This is a genomic window from Bacillus sp. AFS059628, from assembly GCF_002571225.1.
Lineage (GTDB): Bacteria > Bacillota > Bacilli > Bacillales > Bacillaceae_G > Bacillus_A.
In genome coordinates this window covers 1-17669 of the sequence record NZ_NVEC01000117.1, presented here as the reverse complement: position 1 = coordinate 17669, position 17669 = coordinate 1, and the positions used below count along the sequence as shown (strand labels likewise).

The 17669-nt window shown below is 35.8% G+C and carries 19 protein-coding genes and 1 pseudogene; 19 read left to right on the top strand and 1 reads right to left on the bottom strand.

What is annotated here, in order from left to right; translation table 11 throughout:
• Positions 1–251 precede the first annotated feature (251 nt).
• The 7 genes and pseudogenes from COL05_RS29385 to COL05_RS29355 all read left to right on the top strand — a co-directional run bounded on the left by COL05_RS29385 (position 252) and on the right by COL05_RS29355 (position 6830).
• Positions 252–712 (top strand): annotated as a pseudogene (locus COL05_RS29385) (DUF2691 family protein).
• 26 nt (positions 713–738) lie between these two features.
• Positions 739–1251: a GNAT family N-acetyltransferase gene (locus COL05_RS29380; protein WP_098671170.1), complete on the top strand. Its 513-nt coding sequence runs from the start codon at positions 739–741 to the stop codon at positions 1249–1251.
• A 4-nt stretch (positions 1252–1255) separates the two neighbouring features.
• Entirely contained in the window at positions 1256–2134 is an 879-nt protein-coding gene (locus tag COL05_RS29375) for an aminoglycoside phosphotransferase family protein (RefSeq protein ID WP_098671169.1), read from the top strand.
• 111 nt (positions 2135–2245) lie between these two features.
• Positions 2246–3574: a YjiH family protein gene (locus COL05_RS29370; protein WP_098671168.1), complete on the top strand. Its 1329-nt coding sequence runs from the start codon at positions 2246–2248 to the stop codon at positions 3572–3574.
• Between the two features lie 403 nt (positions 3575–3977).
• Positions 3978–4565, top strand: a complete 588-nt coding sequence (locus COL05_RS29365; protein WP_098671167.1) for a GNAT family N-acetyltransferase — start codon at positions 3978–3980, stop codon at positions 4563–4565.
• Positions 4566–4894: 329 nt separating this feature from the next.
• Positions 4895–5527 carry a YdcF family protein gene (locus COL05_RS29360; protein WP_016717896.1) on the top strand — a complete coding sequence of 211 codons (633 nt, stop codon included), beginning with the start codon at positions 4895–4897 and terminating at the stop codon, positions 5525–5527.
• Between the two features lie 154 nt (positions 5528–5681).
• Positions 5682–6830, top strand: coding sequence for an acyl-CoA dehydrogenase family protein (locus COL05_RS29355; protein WP_098671166.1), 1149 nt, complete (start codon positions 5682–5684; stop codon positions 6828–6830).
• 137 nt (positions 6831–6967) lie between these two features.
• Here COL05_RS29355 and COL05_RS29350 read toward each other — a convergent pair whose 3' ends face one another.
• Positions 6968–7438, bottom strand: coding sequence for a DinB family protein (locus tag COL05_RS29350; RefSeq protein ID WP_098671165.1), 471 nt, complete (start codon positions 7436–7438; stop codon positions 6968–6970).
• A gap of 69 nt (positions 7439–7507) precedes the next feature.
• Between COL05_RS29350 and COL05_RS29345 the strand changes: the two genes are divergently transcribed.
• The 12 genes from COL05_RS29345 (at position 7508) to COL05_RS29290 (ending at position 17502) form a co-directional block, all read left to right on the top strand.
• Positions 7508–8236 (top strand): ArsR/SmtB family transcription factor, encoded by a 729-nt coding sequence (locus COL05_RS29345; RefSeq protein ID WP_098671164.1) that lies wholly within the window; start codon positions 7508–7510, stop codon positions 8234–8236.
• A gap of 146 nt (positions 8237–8382) precedes the next feature.
• Positions 8383–9528 carry a stage II sporulation protein P gene (locus tag COL05_RS29340; RefSeq protein WP_098671163.1) on the top strand — a complete coding sequence of 382 codons (1146 nt, stop codon included), beginning with the start codon at positions 8383–8385 and terminating at the stop codon, positions 9526–9528.
• A 194-nt stretch (positions 9529–9722) separates the two neighbouring features.
• Positions 9723–10400, top strand: a complete 678-nt coding sequence (locus COL05_RS29335; RefSeq protein ID WP_098671162.1) for a copper homeostasis protein CutC — start codon at positions 9723–9725, stop codon at positions 10398–10400.
• Positions 10401–10423: 23 nt separating this feature from the next.
• A complete protein-coding gene (gene lepB, locus COL05_RS29330; protein WP_098671161.1) occupies positions 10424–10975 on the top strand; it encodes a signal peptidase I in 552 nt (183 codons plus the stop codon).
• Positions 10976–11111: 136 nt separating this feature from the next.
• The gene (locus COL05_RS29325) at positions 11112–11864 is read left to right on the top strand and encodes an IclR family transcriptional regulator (RefSeq protein WP_098671160.1); all 753 of its coding nucleotides are present in this window, start codon (positions 11112–11114) and stop codon (positions 11862–11864) included.
• 14 nt (positions 11865–11878) lie between these two features.
• Positions 11879–12592: a 5-oxoprolinase subunit PxpB gene (gene pxpB, locus COL05_RS29320; protein ID WP_098671159.1), complete on the top strand. Its 714-nt coding sequence runs from the start codon at positions 11879–11881 to the stop codon at positions 12590–12592.
• The gene (locus tag COL05_RS29315) at positions 12583–13572 is read left to right on the top strand and encodes a 5-oxoprolinase subunit C family protein (protein ID WP_098671158.1); all 990 of its coding nucleotides are present in this window, start codon (positions 12583–12585) and stop codon (positions 13570–13572) included. Before pxpB ends, COL05_RS29315 begins: the two co-directional genes overlap by 10 nt.
• 18 nt (positions 13573–13590) lie before the next feature.
• A complete protein-coding gene (gene pxpA / locus COL05_RS29310; RefSeq protein WP_098671157.1) occupies positions 13591–14352 on the top strand; it encodes a 5-oxoprolinase subunit PxpA in 762 nt (253 codons plus the stop codon).
• A 23-nt stretch (positions 14353–14375) separates the two neighbouring features.
• Positions 14376–15071, top strand: a complete 696-nt coding sequence (locus tag COL05_RS29305) for a DUF969 domain-containing protein (RefSeq protein WP_142337722.1) — start codon at positions 14376–14378, stop codon at positions 15069–15071.
• A gap of 1 nt (position 15072) precedes the next feature.
• Complete coding sequence (locus COL05_RS29300; RefSeq protein WP_098671155.1) at positions 15073–16035, top strand: DUF979 domain-containing protein; 963 nt, start codon at positions 15073–15075, stop codon at positions 16033–16035.
• A 15-nt stretch (positions 16036–16050) separates the two neighbouring features.
• Entirely contained in the window at positions 16051–16698 is a 648-nt protein-coding gene (gene pcp / locus COL05_RS29295; protein ID WP_098671154.1) for a pyroglutamyl-peptidase I, read from the top strand.
• Between the two features lie 75 nt (positions 16699–16773).
• Positions 16774–17502 carry an NAD-dependent protein deacylase gene (locus COL05_RS29290; protein WP_071759087.1) on the top strand — a complete coding sequence of 243 codons (729 nt, stop codon included), beginning with the start codon at positions 16774–16776 and terminating at the stop codon, positions 17500–17502.
• The last annotated feature ends 167 nt before the right edge of the window (positions 17503–17669 follow it).

Here is a 17669-nt window from a genome sequence, read left to right as displayed (position 1 = left end):
TGAGGGCTAATAATCAGTGGAGGATGAAGAAAGCTCCCCACTGATTAAAGTTTCACTTTATTTTAAAGCGCAGTGCAACAATTGCATGAAAAACTTAAATATAAGTATAAAGAAACCGTTTCATAAGTAGTGGGACGTTTTTTTTTTTCGCGGTGAAAAAAAGTTACATAGATATCGACAAAATATGGTAATTGAATTTGGTATATAATGTATGAAATGAAAACGAAAATAAATAAGCTAGGAGCAAATAAATGAAAAGAGGAATTACAGTAGATATTCTAAATGAATATGATAATTTACTTTGGAAAGTGTTAAAGCCAATTGATATTTCTTCATATGATTGGTGGGTAGGGAGTGAGGAGTTATATCTAATAGCACGTGGTGGATTGGATGAGGCATTATTTCCAGAAGAACCAAGTATAGTGGAAGGATCAGATTTGAAAATATTATTTAAAGACAATATATATTATGTTATTTTTGCAGATTTAAAAGCGTATTCAAAAGGAGAGGAAGTAGTAGATATTGAGACATATGAAGAATTTAAAGAGAGTAAGTGTGAATTAGTTTTACTAGTTGCGGATTGTACATACGTCACAATTTACGCTAAAGATCAAAAAAGATTGAATTGATGTATGAAAACGCAAGGAATCAAGGTTATTATGTTGAATACGTTACAGACGAAAATGACGGTAGAACGCGTTTATCAGTATGATAGTAATTTGAAAGGGGAACAGCAATATGGAGAGAAACACAGTTAAAGAATATACAATTCGAACTGCTATTGAAGAGGAAGGCGATAGCATAATCACTCTATTAAAAGAAGTAGCAGAGTGGCTACAACATAAAGAAGTGGATCAGTGGCAGTATCTATTAGGCGGAGAAGCTAAGGCTGAAATATTAGAAGGTATAAGAGAGAAATATACATATGTGGTTACGAAAGGAGATGAAATTGTCGGTACGGTTACAGCATCTCCTAAACAAAATGAATGGGATGAGCGTATTTTTGGTAAGGCGGAAGTTGCTGATTCTTTATATATTCATAGATTTGCGGTGAAACGGAAATATAAGGGGAATGGAATCGGAGAGTGGATTTTACAATGGATAGACGAGAATGTGTACTGTGACAAAGAGTTTTTGAAACTAGATTGTGTTGGGCATAATCGTACGTTGAATGATTTTTATAAGAGAAATGGCTTTGAATATGTTGGAAGTACAGAAGGACTTAGTAAGTTTCAAAAGAGAAGGGGGTAAGTGGATGAATCAAATTCATACGGATTTAGTTAAAAGATTGATAGGGGAACAATTTCCTGAATGGGCACATTTAGAAGTGAAACCTGTAAAGTTTAGTGGGCATGATAATAGAACGTTTCATCTAGGGGATGAGATGAGTGTAAGATTGCCAAGTGATGCGGCATATGCACCGCAAGTAGAGAAAGAAAATAAGTGGCTACCTGTATTAAGTAAGGAACTTTCTTTACCGATTTCTGCACCAGTTGCAAAAGGAAATCCATCTGAAGAGTATCCATTGCCTTGGTCTATTAATAAGTGGATAGAAGGAGATACTGTTACGAAACAAAATGTTCGTGACCTAAATGAATTTGCGGCGGATTTAGGATCATTCTTAGTGGAATTGCAAGCCATTGATGTGAGTAACGGCCCAATAGCTGGAGCACATAATTTTTACCGAGGCGGGCTTATATCTGTATATGATGAAGAGGCGAGGGATGCTATCGAAAATAATAAGGACGTTTTTGATGAAACTGTATTAAAGCATCTTTGGGATCTAGCCCTTCAGTCAACGTGGGAGCGTAAACCGGTTTGGGTTCATGGAGATGTTGCACCTGGAAACTTACTCGTTAAGGACGGAAAGCTTTGTGCCGTAATTGATTTTGGTATTTTAGGAGTAGGTGATCCAGCTTGTGATGCGGCGATGGCATGGACATTTTTTGATAAAAGTAGTAGAAACGTATTTAAAGAAGTATTGCAAGTAGATGAAGAAACGTGGAATAGAGCAAGAGGATGGGCACTTTGGAAAGCGTTAATTACATATGATGCGAATAAGACTAGTGATAAGGCAGTTGCAGAAGAATCGTATCGTGTTATTCAAGTGATTGTGGATGATTATCAGAGGTAGTAGAAAAAGCCTATTTTAAAATAGGCTTTTTCATATGATGAAATATTAGAAACTGAAAGAAGGAATCTAATATAATTATACAGAATATTTAGATAATAGGGGTGTCAAATTTTGAGTGAAATTGAATTAAAAAGGAATGTAATTAAGACAGGGAGTGAGAAGAGGATCATTCTTCGGTTTATACTCGCTAGTCTAGTTGGGGTGTTTATGTTTTTCGTACCAGTTACGATAAACGGTGCTTCGTCCATTATGATTGATCATATCGTATCATGGATCAGGACTTCGGTTCCGAGCGTCGTACCTTATTATGCACTACTCGTTATGATAATGGGTGCGATTTATCCGTTTTATACGAAAAAATGGAATGCATCTCTCGTAGACATTTGTTTTTCTATTTTAAAAGTAGTTGGCGTTGTCTTTGGTGTATTATATTGCTTGAAAGTAGGGCCAGCGTGGTTCTTTGCACAAGATGTAGGACCGTTTTTGTATGAAAAACTAGTCATATCGGTAAGTTTACTCGTTCCAATTGGCTCGGCTTTTTTAGCGTTATTAGTCGGGTACGGATTACTTGAATTTATCGGTACGTTTTGCCGTCCAATTATGAGACCGTTATGGAAAACACCAGGACGATCAGCAATCGATGCGGTTGCTTCTTTTGTGGGGAGTTATTCATTGGCTTTATTAATTACAAATCGCGTGTATAAAGAAGGTAAGTATACGACAAAAGAAGCAGCGATTATCGCTACAGGCTTTTCTACAGTATCCGCAACATTTATGATCATCATCGCAAAAACATTAGACATTATGCATTTATGGAATGTTTATTTTTGGACTACTCTCGTTGTAACATTCATCGTAACTGCTATCACCGTAAGACTCCCGCCTCTTAGTAGAAAACCAGATACATATGTAACAGAAGAAGGGTTCCCAGAGCCCGTTTATAAAGAGAAAATGTTAGAACGCGCATGGGAAGACGCGCTAGAAGTATCGAAATCTGCACCGAGTATTATGAAAAATATCGCATTGAATTTAAAAGATGGTTTTATTATGACGATGGGAATTTTACCATCCATTATGTCGGTAGGGTTAATCGGTATCGTCTTAGCGAAATTCACACCAATATTTGATTGGATCAGTTATATTTTTTATCCATTTACGTGGGCTTTACAGCTTCCAGAAGCAGAACTAGCTGCTAAAGCCGTATCTGTTGGTATCGCAGAAATGTTTTTACCTTCTCTTTTAGTTGTAAGTGCACCACTTGTGACAAAGTTTGTCATTGCGGTTGTTTCGGTATCATCTATATTGTTTTTCTCAGCTTCCATTCCTTGTATTTTATCAACGGACATTCCGTTAAAAGTATCGGAACTTATAATTCTCTACTTACAAAGAACGATATTAACGTTACTTATTATTACTCCGATTGCTTATTTGTTGCTTTAAAGTTTTAATAAGATAAATCTATAACAAAAGAAGCCTTCTGTAAAAGAAAGGCTTCTTTTGTTTAAAAGCGAGGTATTCCCATATCGCTATCAAGCTAAGAAAATCAAATATCCAAAAACATGAAAATATACTATTTTCTGTTTTTGGGATGCTTTTATTTATTTTTTGAATATGACGTCATGCTTCTTAAGAAGATTCCTAATCCTGCAAAAAAGAATCCTAAGCATAATAAGCTGCCTGGCGTTCCCCAAGTAATTTGATCTAGCATTTTTATCCCCTCCCGACTTATCATTATATAGCATTTATTGGGAATTATTAAATTTTTCCTTTTCGAATACATTCTGTTATTATTATAAAACGTTTTTATTTCATATGATATAGTAACAACAAAGGGGGCTTTCAAATGGAAATCATTCACGGAAGAGCACAGTTACGGTTAATAGATAGTGATGATGTCGAAACTTTGTTTTCGATTGTAGAAGGAAATCGTGATATTTGGGCGTATTTAATCTCTAAAATGGATAGTGTTCAAGATATGCAGCAATACGTGCAAAAAGCGATAAAGGGTTACGGAAGGGGTAATGAAACACCTTTCGTTGTAGTGGATCAACAGACGAATACAATTGTAGGAAGTACACGTTTATATAATATTTCAGTAGAAGATAAAACAGTCGAATTAGGACAAACGTGGTATCATCCAAGTGTGCAACGTACGAGTATCAATACAGAGTGTAAGTATATGCTTCTTCAGTATGCTTTTGAAAAATTGCATATGTTGAGAGTACAAATTAAGACGGATGCAAGAAATGAAAAAGCACAACGAGCAATTGAACGTTTAGGAGCAGTTAAAGAGGGCGTGCTTAGAAATGAAAGAAAATTGCCAAACGGTCATGTGAGAGATGCGGTTGTGTATAGTATTATTGCAAGCGAATGGCCAGTAGTGAAAGCTCGTTTGTTGGAAAAATTAGAATTGTATAAAGAAAAGTTATAATTCGTGTTTTGAAAGGTATATTGTTCGTAATACATGAAAAATATACCTTTTTTCTTACAAAATGCTACTTTATTTTAATTACTTTTGTTTCATCGTTCCCTTCTGAGAAAAAATTCGTTACAATGTAGTTGTATGGTAATAAACTTATGAATTTAAAACATGTAATGAAAACCGCAAATGAAAATGAATTGATAATCCTCAATTTTAAATGAAAACCCTTTTATACATAAATAACAAGTAAAGTTCCTTCTTTTAAATAAACTCAAACAAAACGATTTGATATAAATGTTTTTTATAGAAGTATGGATGATGTACGGAGGCAATTACAAATGAAAGAAAATAAGAAAAGTAAGAAAAGACGAATCTTTCAAGTATTTTTACTAATGATTTGTTCTGCTATTTTATATGTAAGTTATGCAGCTTACGACATTTGGAGCTATCGTTTTAAAACAGATGATAGTGTGAAAACGGATGCTGGTATCGTACTAGGAGCGGCTTCTTGGAACGGAAAACCATCCCCTGTATTTAAAGAAAGAATTAATCATGCGATTTCTTTATATAAGAACGGAAACATTAAAAAGATTATTTTTACGGGTGGTACAAAGTTTGAGGCAGAACTTGAGGAAGCGCGTACTGCAAGAGTATATGCAATGAAACAAGGTGTAAAAGACGAAGATATTTTAATTGAAACAAAATCCCTTTTCACGGAAGAAAACTTAAAGAATGCGAAGGAAGTTGGAATAGAGAACGGAATACGCACATACACGATTGTAAGTGATCCACTTCATATGAAACGCGCAATGAGAATCGCAAAACATATTAATATTGAAGCGTATGCTTCACCAACACCGACATCAGCTTATAAAACGTTAGACACAGAAATTCCATTCTTCTTTAAAGAATTATTCTCGTATATTGGATATGTAACCTCTTTGCCATTAAAGGCGTTGAAGGGAGACTAACATAAGAAAAGAACCTATCTTTAAATAGGAACTTTTCTTATTAGTCAAAAACATTGTATTTTTATCGGAATAGTGAAACAATAGAGAGGTAGCTTCATATAATCATAATGAAAAAGTGAGCGGTTGATGAATCGAACATAAAGGAGATTATAGTATGGCACTCTCATTTGTTGAAACAGAAGAACAATCTTTCATTATTACACAAATAAATAAATTGATTCCGAAGTTCATGGAAAGGGAGCATCAACTAAGTGAATTAGGATCATTTCCGTATGAAAATATAAGTGATTTGAAAGATATCGGATATACGAAATTAACGTTACCGAAGGAATTTGGTGGTAGTGAGATTTCTTTATATGACTTCGTTTTATTTCAAGAGAAAATCGCGGAGGGCTGCGGAGCTACTGCATTATCGATTGGCTGGCATCTTGGCATTGTGAAAGAGCTAGCGGAAAATCGCTCTTGGAATGATGAGATGTTCAAATGGTTTTGCGAAGAAGTGCGTAACGGTGCACTCTTTAACAGGGCAGCAACAGAACCAAAGACAGGGAGTCCGACACGTGGCGGCAAACCAGAAACAATAGCGGTTCAACAAGGCGAGAAGTGGGTTATAAACGGAAGGAAAACCTTTACAACGATGGCGCCAATACTTGATTATTTTATTATTTCAGCGAGTATGGAAGGCCGAGATGAAGTTGGTGAGTTTGTTATTCCAAGAAATACACTCGGTGTATCCATTGAAGAAACGTGGGATAGCGTTGCGATGCGAGGAACCGCTAGTCACGACCTTGTCTTACAAAATGCGGAGATAGAAAACCGCTTTTTTACAGATATAAAGGGCGGAAAAGTGAAACAAAAGGGTATTGGCTGGTTGCTACATATTCCAGCATGTTATTTAGGAATTGCACAAGCAGCAAGAAATTATGCAGTTCAATTTGCGGAATCATACAAACCAAATAGTTTAAATCATTCTATTAGTTTATTGCCGAATGTTAGAAGATTAGTTGGAGAATTAGAACTTGAGCTTATGCAAGCTCGCGTCTTTTTATATCAAATTGCGAAAAAGTACGATGAGGCAGAAGATAAACTATCACTGCAAGCGGAATTAGCAGCAGTGAAATATGCTGTAACGAATGCGGTAATATCAATTGTAGATAAAGCAATGCGCATCGTAGGGGCAAAAAGTTTATCAGAAAAAAATCCGCTTCATCGCTACTATTTAAACGTCAGAGCAGGATTACACAATCCGCCGATGGATGATGCAACACTGTCTATGTTGGCGGATGCGGCGTTTCGGTCGTAGTTTTTAATGCTTACATTTTATTGTTTATGGGTAATATAGTTGTTTTGAAAGCACGTGTTTGAGTAGTAATCAAACACGTGCTTTTTATGTGTTTAATATATTAGTTTAAAATGAAGCGTTGTAAACATTTGTCATAACTAATCCCAAATTAAAGGTCTTTCCAAGTTTACCATTCGTAAATATTGTAAAAATTGACCTGCATGAACCGCATCATGATAGGCAATTCGTAATAGCATGTCGCCTAAATATCTTTCATAGCCAACATCGCTTCGATCAATAAGGGTTGAATCTAGCTCAGCTATGCTTATGGATTGAACATATTTTATGAAGTCAGTAAAGTATACTTGTGCCAATTCAATTTCTTTTTTTACACAAGTAATTGGCTCGTCATCATACGGGAAATGTATATCATGTATTGAGCCGTTGTTTTTTAAAATCATATGATAGTAAAAAGTTGAGGTCCAAACATGACGAATCATCTCACCAAAGGACATGGCCTCATGATCAGGCTTCCAATTAAGAAAATTATCGGGAAGAGAATTCCATAATTTTTCTGAGCGCCTTCTCGTTTCTTTCAAATTTAATATACTAAGTTCAATTGCATTCATAATACATTCTCCTTTACTATTAAACTTAAAATAATTGTATCAGTTTAATAGTTAGGGTATCATCGAAATATGAATGTATATCCGAATATCTCATATATAGCTAAACTAATTGCTGAACCTACAAGAGCAATTATCTTAGATTGTTTAATGAATAATCAGGCACTACCTGCCAGCGAATTAGCTTATATGGCAAAGGTGTCACATCCAACGATTAGTTCTCACCTTTCTAAATTAGTAGAGGGGAATCTACTTACAGTTGAACAACATGGTAGACATCGTTACTATCGACTTGCTAATCAAGAGGTAGCAGAGGTTCTTGAAAAGTTAGGAACAATTGCACCAACAGTCCAAGTTCGGTCTTTAAAACAATCGGATCAACTAAAACAAATTCGTTATGCTCGAACTTGCTATGATCATCTTGCAGGCAGACTCGGTGTAGAGATAACCGAAAAATTATTAGATAAGGAATTTATTATTTTAGAGAAAGGAGAATACATTGTAACAGAACGGGGGAAGCACTGGTTTCTGAATTTTGGAATAAATATTGAAACGGCAGATATAAAAAGGAGAATATTTGCAAAACCTTGTCTTGATTGGAGTGAACGACGCTACCATATTTCTGGTTGGTTAGGATCTGCAATAGCAAAATTATTTTTTGAACAGGAATGGATTACAAAAACAGATAAGAATCGGGCTGTTCATCTTACAAAAAAAGGTATGAAGTTCTTGAAAGACCAATTAGGCATTGACATGGAAAATAAAAAAGTCCATCAAAATGCAATGCCTCCTGTCAAGTAAACGGCATGAAATAACCTGAGTACTATATTTATATAGACTCAGGTTATTTCATTTCTTTTAAAATTTTTGAGGCAATTCTATTAAATTAGTAATCATATTACTTAAAAATTATGCGTAAGAATATAGTAAATGAAGGGAGATATAAAATGAATAAAGTGAAACTGAAAGTATTGAATGTAAGATATGTAGTGGTATGTATTTTATTCACGATTATATGTATCCTCACTTCATTCGTCATTTCTAGTAATTCTAGCGTATTTAAATCATATTATATGAATCAGTTATTAGGAACGAATTCTACTAAAGGTCTTATGTATATGATAGGAAGTGAAAATCGTTATTTTGCAGAAGAATTTCATAAAGAAAAAGGACGAACGTCTTTAGAATCTTTTTTACTTTCACTTTCTACAAACATTAATGTAAATGATCTCCGAAGTTTATTAACCCGGGAACTTCCTAATATGAATCAATTTTATTCGGAAATATTAATTGCTGGGGAAGGAACAGATTATACGAACATTCCTGAAGAATCTAGTATTCCTTTAGATAAAATTAAAGATAAAGGTACTGCTATTGAACACCCAAAGAGTCAGAAAGAAAACAATTCTACTGATAAAAATTCAAATACACAAAATAACAGTGAAAATAAAGTTTTTATTTATCATACACATAGTTGGGAATCGTTTATTCCTCTTATTCCAGGTGCTACTGTACCCGATGATGCTTCCAGTACAAATAATGAAGTTAATATTACATTTGTTGGAAACTATTTAAAACAAAAATTAGAAGAAAAAGGAATAGGTGTTTCGCATGATACGACAAATATGAGGGATTTTCTGCGAAATAAAAATTTAAATTGGGCCCAATCTTATAAAGGGTCCCGTCAAATATTACAAGATAAATTAACGCAAGATAAAAATATTATGTTCCCAATGGACCTCCATAGAGATGATGCACGAAAAAATACTACAACAAAAAATATTAACGGAAAGAATTATGCTCGGCTCTATTTCATTTTAGGACGGGAAAATCCTAATTATGAAAAAAATAAAAAAATAGTAACGGCAATCAATTCATATTTAGATGAAAAGTATTACGGTTTAAGCCGAGGCATTTTTATTAAAGATCGTAAAAGCGGGAACGGAGTATATAATCAAGACCTTTCTCCTAATGCATTATTGATTGAAATGGGAGGGGTAGATAATACACCAGAAGAATTATATGCTTCCGTTGATGCATTAGTAGAAGCATTTAGCCACTATTATAATGAAGTAACTAAAAAAAATAACTAAAATAAAAAGGAGTGACACCTAGTTAAAAATTCTAGGGGTTACTCCTTTTTTGTAGAATATAAAATCACTAATAGATGTTAGTAGTTAAAAAAATCTTTCTTTTCATCCTTCTTTTTATAGTTTTATAGGAGAATGCTATGCTTCTTATTTCACCTACTGTATAATAAGAAAAAAGCACGAAAAGAGGTCATCTCATGCTAGAGGTTATTGCAACATGTTTAGAAGATGTGAAACGAATTGAACGAGCTGGCGGGAAGCGAATTGAATTAATTTCATCTTATACAGAGGGCGGTTTAACGCCGAGTTATGCATTTATTAAAAAAGCGGTAGAAGCAGTACATATACCGATTCACGTTATGATTCGCCCGCATGCGAAGTCTTTTATATATACGGAAGAAGAAATTGAAATGATGAAGGAAGATATTATCATTGCACAGAAGTTAGGTGCAGCTGGTGTTGTATTAGGTATATTAAACGAACAAAATGAAGTGGATGAAAAGAAATTAGCAGATTTACTATCTGTTGTAGATGGGATAAATGTAACGTACCACCGTGCGATAGATGATATAAAAAATCCGGTAGAAGCGATGAGAATTTTAAAGAAGTTTCATAAAGTGACTCACGTTTTAACTTCAGGTGGACAAGGAAATATAGTAGAGAATATTCCGGTACTTACAGAAATGCAAAAGGTAAGCGATGGTCATATTCAACTTGTAGTTGGAGCTGGAGTAACGAAAGAAAATATAAAGCAATTACTAGATGAAACTGGAATCACGCAAGCGCATGTCGGTACAGCGGTAAGAGAAGGGAAATCATGTTTTTCTGACATTGATCTTAATTTCGTACAAGAATTAGTTCAAATCATACAATAAATAATAAAGAAAGAGGAGAAACGATGAAGGAAAATACGAAGAAAGAATTATTCTCATGGGCTAAAACGATAGGGTTTACCCTTGTATTAATCGTTATTATTCGAGGTGTTTTATTTACACCTTCATTAGTACAAGGTGAATCGATGATGCCTACTTTAGAAAATAACGAACGAGTTCTCGTGAATAAGATTGGTTATAGTATAAGTGGATTAGATCGCTTTGATATTATCGTCTTCCACGGAAAAGAAGGATACGATTTAGTAAAACGAGTAATTGGTTTACCAGGCGATACAGTTGAGTATAAAAATGATGTGTTATATGTAAACGGAAAAGCGATGGAAGAACCATATTTAAAAGAGTTTAAAGAAAAAGCAGCAGGCCGTGTATTAACTCCAGACTTTACGTTAGAACAAATTACAGGAAAAACGAAAGTGCCAGAAGGCCAAGTGTTTGTTTTAGGAGATAATCGTGAAGTTTCGAAAGACGGTCGTATGTTCGGATTCATTTCAGAAGATGAAATTGTCGGAAAAGGACAAGCTGTTTTCTGGCCGTTGAAACAAGTAAGAGCATTATAAAAAAAAGTATGGAAGAAATAATCTTCCATACTTTTTTTGTTGATAGAATTGAAAGAATATTTTATAATTTTAAATTATATATTTGTTTCGAAAAATGGAATTTAAGTTCCGAAATTCGGAACGAGAGGAAGATAGAATGAGTATAAATAAAACGGCAGTTAAGACAATGGATATTTTAGAGTTGTTTTATGAGCATGAAGAGCTAAGTTTAACAGAGATGGTTCAGCTAACGAGTATGCCGAAAACATCTGTTTATCGTTTACTTGGCTCGTTAGAAGAAATGGAGTTTTTACAAAAAAATGAGAAGGGGAAATATCGACTCGGAGTCGTTTTTTTACGATTTGGTCAACTTGTTTCGCAAAGATTATCAGTAAGAAATATTGCGATTCCGTATATGAAAGAGCTTAGAGATAGTTTAGGGCAGGCAGTTAATTTAATTATTCAAGATGGTAATGATGCGATTTATGTGGAAAAGATGGAAGGTGTTCAGCCTGTACGCGTGTATACGGCGGTTGGAAGAAGAGCGCCGCTTTATGCGGGTGCATGTCCGAGAATATTGCTATCGTATTTTTCAGAGCAAGAGAAACAGAATTACATAGAGGAAACGGATTTAAAACAGTTTGCAGATGGAACAATCGTGGATAAGGAGCAATTGCTAGAAGTGTTACAAATGGCAAAAAAGGAAGGGCACACAATTAGCTACTCTGAGTTAGAAAATCATACAGCGGCTATAGCAGCGCCCGTTTTCGCAAGCGATGGAACCGTTGTAGCAGGCATTAGTATTTCGGGATTAGCAATTGAGTATAACGAAAGTAATATTGCATATTTTATTGCGAAAGTGAAAGAAACAGCACGTCGCATTTCGAAAGAACTCGGCTTTTTGGCATAGAAAGAGGGAGTGGGATGAAATTTTCTGCGTTAGGGGATCAAGCAATTATTGTTACATTTGGTGAAGAAATTGGTATGGATACATACGAAAAAGTGCAGCGATTGTTTCGAGCGTTGAGACGGCATCCGTTTGTAGGAATGGTTGAGTGTGTACCATCTTTCACCTCATTAGCGGTCTACTACAATGTATACGAAGTATGGAAGCGAAATGCGAGAAGTGAAGGATCATATCATTACGTTTGCCGGTATATACAGGAGCTTTGTAATTCGTATCAAGAAGAATTACATCAAGATGTGAAACATATTTCTATACCTGTTTGTTACGGGGGAGAATATGGACCTGATTTGGAAGAGGTCGCACATTATCACGGTTTACAAGTAGAAGATGTCATTCGCATACATAGTGAAACAACGTACTTTGTGTATATGTTAGGTTTTACACCAGGATTCCCTTATTTAGGAGGACTATCAAAAGAACTAGAAACACCTAGAAAAGAAATACCACGGTTACAAATCTCTCCTGGTTCGGTAGGAATCGGCGGAAATCAGACAGGTATTTATCCACTTGAAACACCGGGTGGATGGAATATTATTGGCCGAACACCAATCTCCTTATTTAATCCGGAAGAAGAAACACCAACCTATATTCAAAGCGGTATGTATTTACGATTTATCCCAATAACGAAGGAAGAGTACGTATCACTTGAGGGGGCCAAAGAATGGATGTAGAAGTTTTGCATGCAGGGATGTTTACAACAGTCCAGGATTTAGGGCGAACTCATTATCAACAATACGGTGTACCAGTTGGCGGGGCGATGGATCAAAGTGCACTTCGGATGATCAATATGTTAGTTGGTAATGAAGAGAATGAAGCGGCACTTGAAATGACAATTATGGGACCTAAATTGTTAATAAAGAAAACGACTTTACTTGCGATTGGCGGAGCTGATATGGAAGCGTTACTGAATGGGGAGCGTATTCCATTATGGCGTCCCATCTTAGCAGAAGAAGGTAGTATGCTTTGCTTTGGAAAAGTGAAAAGTGGTTGCAGAACGTATGTGACTTTTGCAGGTGGTATCCATATTGATCGTACGATGGGAAGCAAAAGTACTTACATACGTGCTGCGATTGGCGGTATAGAAGGAAGAATGTTGAAAAAGGGTGACTACTTCCAAATTGGTGTACAACCAGAAATGGCGAATCGTTTTGTTCAAGACTTACAAAAAGATGAGAGAATAAAAAAGAAATGGGCAATTAGCAACAGCATACTACCAAAGTATAAGAAACATCCTAAGCTTCGTGTCATAGCTGACTTTGAATATGATCAATTTACAGAAGAAAGTAGAAAGGCATTTTTTATGAAAGAGTATAAGGTATCTAATTATGCTGACCGTATGGGTTATAGGGTTGAGGGGGAAGTTTTAAATAGAGTGGAAGAAAAAGAGATTTTATCAAGTCCCGTTACATTTGGGACCATCCAAGTGCCAAATGGTGGACAGCCAATTATATTAATGGCAGATAGGCAAACGACGGGCGGGTATCCGAGAATGGGAAATATCATTTCAGTAGATTTACCTCTTCTTGCTCAGTTAAAACCAGGTGACTATGTTTCATTTGAGAACATTACGCTGGAAGAAGCGGAACAATTGTACATAGAACAAGAAGTAAATATGAATCTATTAAAGAAATTGATCGCTTTACGAAGCTGACATTAGGAGGGTAACATCGTGACGACAATCGATTTAAACTGTGATTTAGGAGAAAGTTTTGGCGCTTATAAAATGGGGAATGATGATGAAATTCTTCCGTTTGTTTCCTCTATAAACGTTGCTTGTGGTTTTCATGCGGGTGATCCGACTGTAATGAGGAAAACGGTTGAAAAGGCACTGCAGCACAATGTAGCAATAGGGGCACATCCTGGTTTTCCTGATTTAATTGGATTTGGAAGAAGAAATATGAACGTTTCAGAGAGTGAAGTTTACGACTATGTATTGTATCAAATTGGCGCATTAGACGCATTTGTGAAAGCAGGTGGCGGGAAAATGCATCATGTAAAACCGCACGGTGCTCTATATAATATGGCGGCGACTAATCCGGAAATTGCAGATGCAATTGCGAAGGCAATTTATCATAGCAATCCAAATCTATTACTTTACGGATTAGCAAATAGTGAGGCGTTTATAACGGCTGCAGAAAAATATAATATAACTCTTATACAAGAGGCCTTTGCAGATCGGACGTATAAGCAAGATGGAACATTAACAAGTCGTACGGAAGAAAATGCACTTATAAAAAATGAAGACGAAGCGATAAAGCAAGTGCTTCAAATGGTGAAAGAAGGCTACGTAAACGCAGTGAACGGAGAGAAAGTAGCAGTTCACGCGAAAACAATCTGTTTACATGGTGATGGAGAGAAAGCAGTGCAATTTGCGGAGAGAATATACAGAACATTCGAACTTAATGGCATTTCTATTTGTGCACCGAAGTAAAAATATGAGGGGAAGTGTTGGAATTGGTGAAATTAATCGGGATATTACTTGTTGCGGTGGGCTTTTTATTTAGATTAAATACACTTTTAGTAGTTATGGTTGCAGGTATTGTTACTGGTATGGTTTCAGGATTAAGCTTTTATGATGTCATTAGCATGTTCGGTAAATTTTTCATAGAAAATAGATATATGTCTATGCCAATTATATTAACTTTACCGGTCATCGGAATTTTAGAGCGTTACGGTTTAAAAGAAAGAGCAGAAGTACTTATAACGAAATCAAAAGGTGCAACAACTGGAAGAGTATTAATGTCATATTTCACAATAAGAGAATCATCAGCAGCACTTGGACTGAACATTGGTGGTCATGCACAAACAGTAAGACCGCTCGTTGCACCGATGGCCGAAGGGGCTGCGCAAGGGAAATATGGTAAGCTTCCTGAAAAGTTAAGAGAAAAAATTAAAGCAAATGCAGCAGCGGCGGAAAATACAGCATGGTTTTTCGGAGAGGATATATTTATCGCGACTGGTGCAATTTTATTAATGAAAGGATTCTTCGACTCGGTAGGTATGCATGTCGGTGTGTGGGATATGGCGCTTTGGGGTATTCCAACTGCAATATCAGCACTTATCGTAAGCTGGATCAGATTTAGAAGATTTGATAAATATATAGCAAAAACGATGACATCAAAAGAAAAAGAAGAGAAGGAGGCAATATAAGATGAATATCATTACAATGGATACAATTTATTACGTATTAGGTATAATCGTTGCCTTTATCGCGGTTCGTATTGCGTTTGACCGTCAACATCCAAATCGATTTGGCTCTAGCTTATTTTGGGCGTTATTTGCAGTTACATTTTTATTCGGAAATGTAATCCCTTCGTTTTACGTTGGCTGTATCGTGCTCGCTATGGTCGTGTTAGCTTCATTAAACAAAGTAACAAAATCAGAGGAGAAAGAAGTACCAGTACAAGAACGTGTGAAACATGCGGAGAAATTAAAAAATAAAATTTTTATGCCGGCACTATTAATTCCTGTTTTTACAATTATTGGTACATTAACGTTAGGGAAAATCAAATGGGGAAATGTATCCCTTGTTGATCCAGATAAAGTAACATTAGTTGCATTAGCGCTTGGGGCATTACTTGCATTCGTTGCGGCGATGCGTATTACAAAATCGAAAATAACAACGCCTGTTCAAGAGGGAAGCAGACTATTACAAGCTGTCGGCTGGGCTGTTATTTTACCACAAATGTTAGCAGCACTTGGCGGTATTTTCGCGAAGTCTGGCGTTGGACAAGTCGTTTCTGATTTAGTTGGACAAGTATTACCGACAGAGTATCCGTTTGTTGCTGTAATGGCATATTGTTTAGGCATGATGCTTTTCACAGTTGTAATGGGAAATGCATTCGCAGCGTTTGCCGTTATTACTGGCGGAATTGGTTTACCTTTAATTGTACAAATGCATGGAGGAAATCCGGCAATTATGGCGGCACTTGGCATGTTTGCTGGATACTGCGGAACATTGCTTACTCCAATGGCAGCAAACTTTAATATCGTTCCGGCAATGCTTTTAGAGCTAAAAGATAAAAATGCAGTTATTAAAGCACAAGTACCAATTGCTCTTTCCATCTTTATCATAAATATGTTTATTATGTACGGCCTTGTATATCGTTTCTAATTAGGAGGGAAAACTATGAAAACAGTATTGCTAACAGGGTTCGACCCGTTCGGCGGAGAAAGCATTAACCCAGCTTGGGAAGTTGCAAAAGGTTTACATGAAAAAACAATCGGAGAGTACAAGATTATTAGTAAACAAGTACCAACTGTGTTTCATAAATCAATACAAGTTTTAAAAGAGTATATAGAAGAACTAAACCCAGAAATAATTATATGTATCGGACAAGCTGGAGGCAGACCAGATATTACGGTAGAGCGTGTCGCAATTAACGTTGATGATGCAAGAATTCCTGATAATGAAGGAAATCAGCCGGTAGATGTACCGGTTGTAGAAGAAGGACCAACTGCCTATTGGTCTACGCTTCCGATGAAAGCAATTGTAAAAAGAGTTCAAGAAGAAGGCATACCAGCTTCCGTTTCACAAATAGCAGGTACATTCGTTTGTAATCACTTATTCTACGGTCTCATGCATGAACTAGTGAAACGTGATAAGGAAATAAAAGGCGGATTTATTCATATTCCGTTCTTACCAGAGCAAGCGAGTAACTATCCAGGTCAACCGAGTATGTCACTTTCTACTATTCGTAAAGGAATAGAATTGGCAGTTGAGGTAACGACGACAGTTGAGGTGGATATTGTGGAAGTTGGTGGCACGACGCATTAAATAAAACGAATCATACAACACCTCCTGTAAACAACTGGTATAATAAGTATAGTAATATACATAGAGGTGATTTTTGTGCAACAATTTGAAGAAGTACGTTCAATTTTAGAAAAAGCGAAGAAAATTACAGTGTTAACAGGGGCAGGGGCAAGTACGGAAAGTGGCATTCCCGATTTCCGTTCAGCAAATGGATTGTATGCTGATGCGAATGTGGAGATGTATTTATCAAGAGGATATTATAATAGAAGTCCAAAAGAATTTTGGAAGCATTATAAAGAAATCTTTCAAATTAATACGTTTCATCAATATAAACCAAATCGTGGTCATCGTTTTTTAGCTGAATTCGAAGAACAAGGGAAAGATATTACGATTTTAACGCAAAATATTGACGGTTTACATCAATTAGGCGGTAGTAAACATGTCATTGATTTACACGGAACGCTTCAAACAGCACATTGTCCGAAGTGTAAAGCGGGATATGATTTGCAGTATATGATTGATCATGAAGTGCCTCGTTGTCAGAAGTGTAATTTTATTTTAAATCCAGACGTTGTTTTATACGGAGATACATTGCCGCAATATCAAAATGCGATAACACGTTTATATGAGACAGATGTATTTATCGTTATGGGCACGTCATTAAAAGTACAACCTGTCGCTTCATTCCCACAAATTGCAAAGAGGGAAATCGGGGCAACGACAATTTTAGTAAATGAAGAGTCAACAGGGCAAGAATATAACTTTGATTTTGTTTTTCAAAATAAGATTGGTGAGTTTGTTGAAGGGTTATCTTCAATGAAATAAGTTAACGAAAAAACTGGGGTGTATAGAGAACACCTCAGTTTTTTGTTTGAAGAAAATTCATGTTATGACGAATTAAGGGGAATGGTAATAAATAGGATGTGAAATTTAAAAACTGAAAATTAAATCTTTTCTTTCTTTTGTAATTAATATAAAATTCTATATATATC

Coding starts and splice junctions, on each gene's coding strand:
- COL05_RS29380 (WP_098671170.1), top strand. CDS start 739: ATGGAGAGAAACACAGTTAAAGAATATACAATTCGAACTGCTATTGAA.
- COL05_RS29375 (WP_098671169.1), top strand. CDS start 1,256: ATGAATCAAATTCATACGGATTTAGTTAAAAGATTGATAGGGGAACAA.
- COL05_RS29365 (WP_098671167.1), top strand. CDS start 3,978: ATGGAAATCATTCACGGAAGAGCACAGTTACGGTTAATAGATAGTGAT.
- COL05_RS29360 (WP_016717896.1), top strand. CDS start 4,895: ATGAAAGAAAATAAGAAAAGTAAGAAAAGACGAATCTTTCAAGTATTT.
- COL05_RS29355 (WP_098671166.1), top strand. CDS start 5,682: ATGGCACTCTCATTTGTTGAAACAGAAGAACAATCTTTCATTATTACA.
- COL05_RS29350 (WP_098671165.1), bottom strand. CDS start 7,438: ATGAATGCAATTGAACTTAGTATATTAAATTTGAAAGAAACGAGAAGG.
- COL05_RS29345 (WP_098671164.1), top strand. CDS start 7,508: ATGAATGTATATCCGAATATCTCATATATAGCTAAACTAATTGCTGAA.
- COL05_RS29340 (WP_098671163.1), top strand. CDS start 8,383: ATGAATAAAGTGAAACTGAAAGTATTGAATGTAAGATATGTAGTGGTA.
- COL05_RS29335 (WP_098671162.1), top strand. CDS start 9,723: ATGCTAGAGGTTATTGCAACATGTTTAGAAGATGTGAAACGAATTGAA.
- lepB (WP_098671161.1), top strand. CDS start 10,424: ATGAAGGAAAATACGAAGAAAGAATTATTCTCATGGGCTAAAACGATA.
- COL05_RS29325 (WP_098671160.1), top strand. CDS start 11,112: ATGAGTATAAATAAAACGGCAGTTAAGACAATGGATATTTTAGAGTTG.
- pxpB (WP_098671159.1), top strand. CDS start 11,879: ATGAAATTTTCTGCGTTAGGGGATCAAGCAATTATTGTTACATTTGGT.
- COL05_RS29315 (WP_098671158.1), top strand. CDS start 12,583: ATGGATGTAGAAGTTTTGCATGCAGGGATGTTTACAACAGTCCAGGAT.
- COL05_RS29300 (WP_098671155.1), top strand. CDS start 15,073: ATGAATATCATTACAATGGATACAATTTATTACGTATTAGGTATAATC.
- pcp (WP_098671154.1), top strand. CDS start 16,051: ATGAAAACAGTATTGCTAACAGGGTTCGACCCGTTCGGCGGAGAAAGC.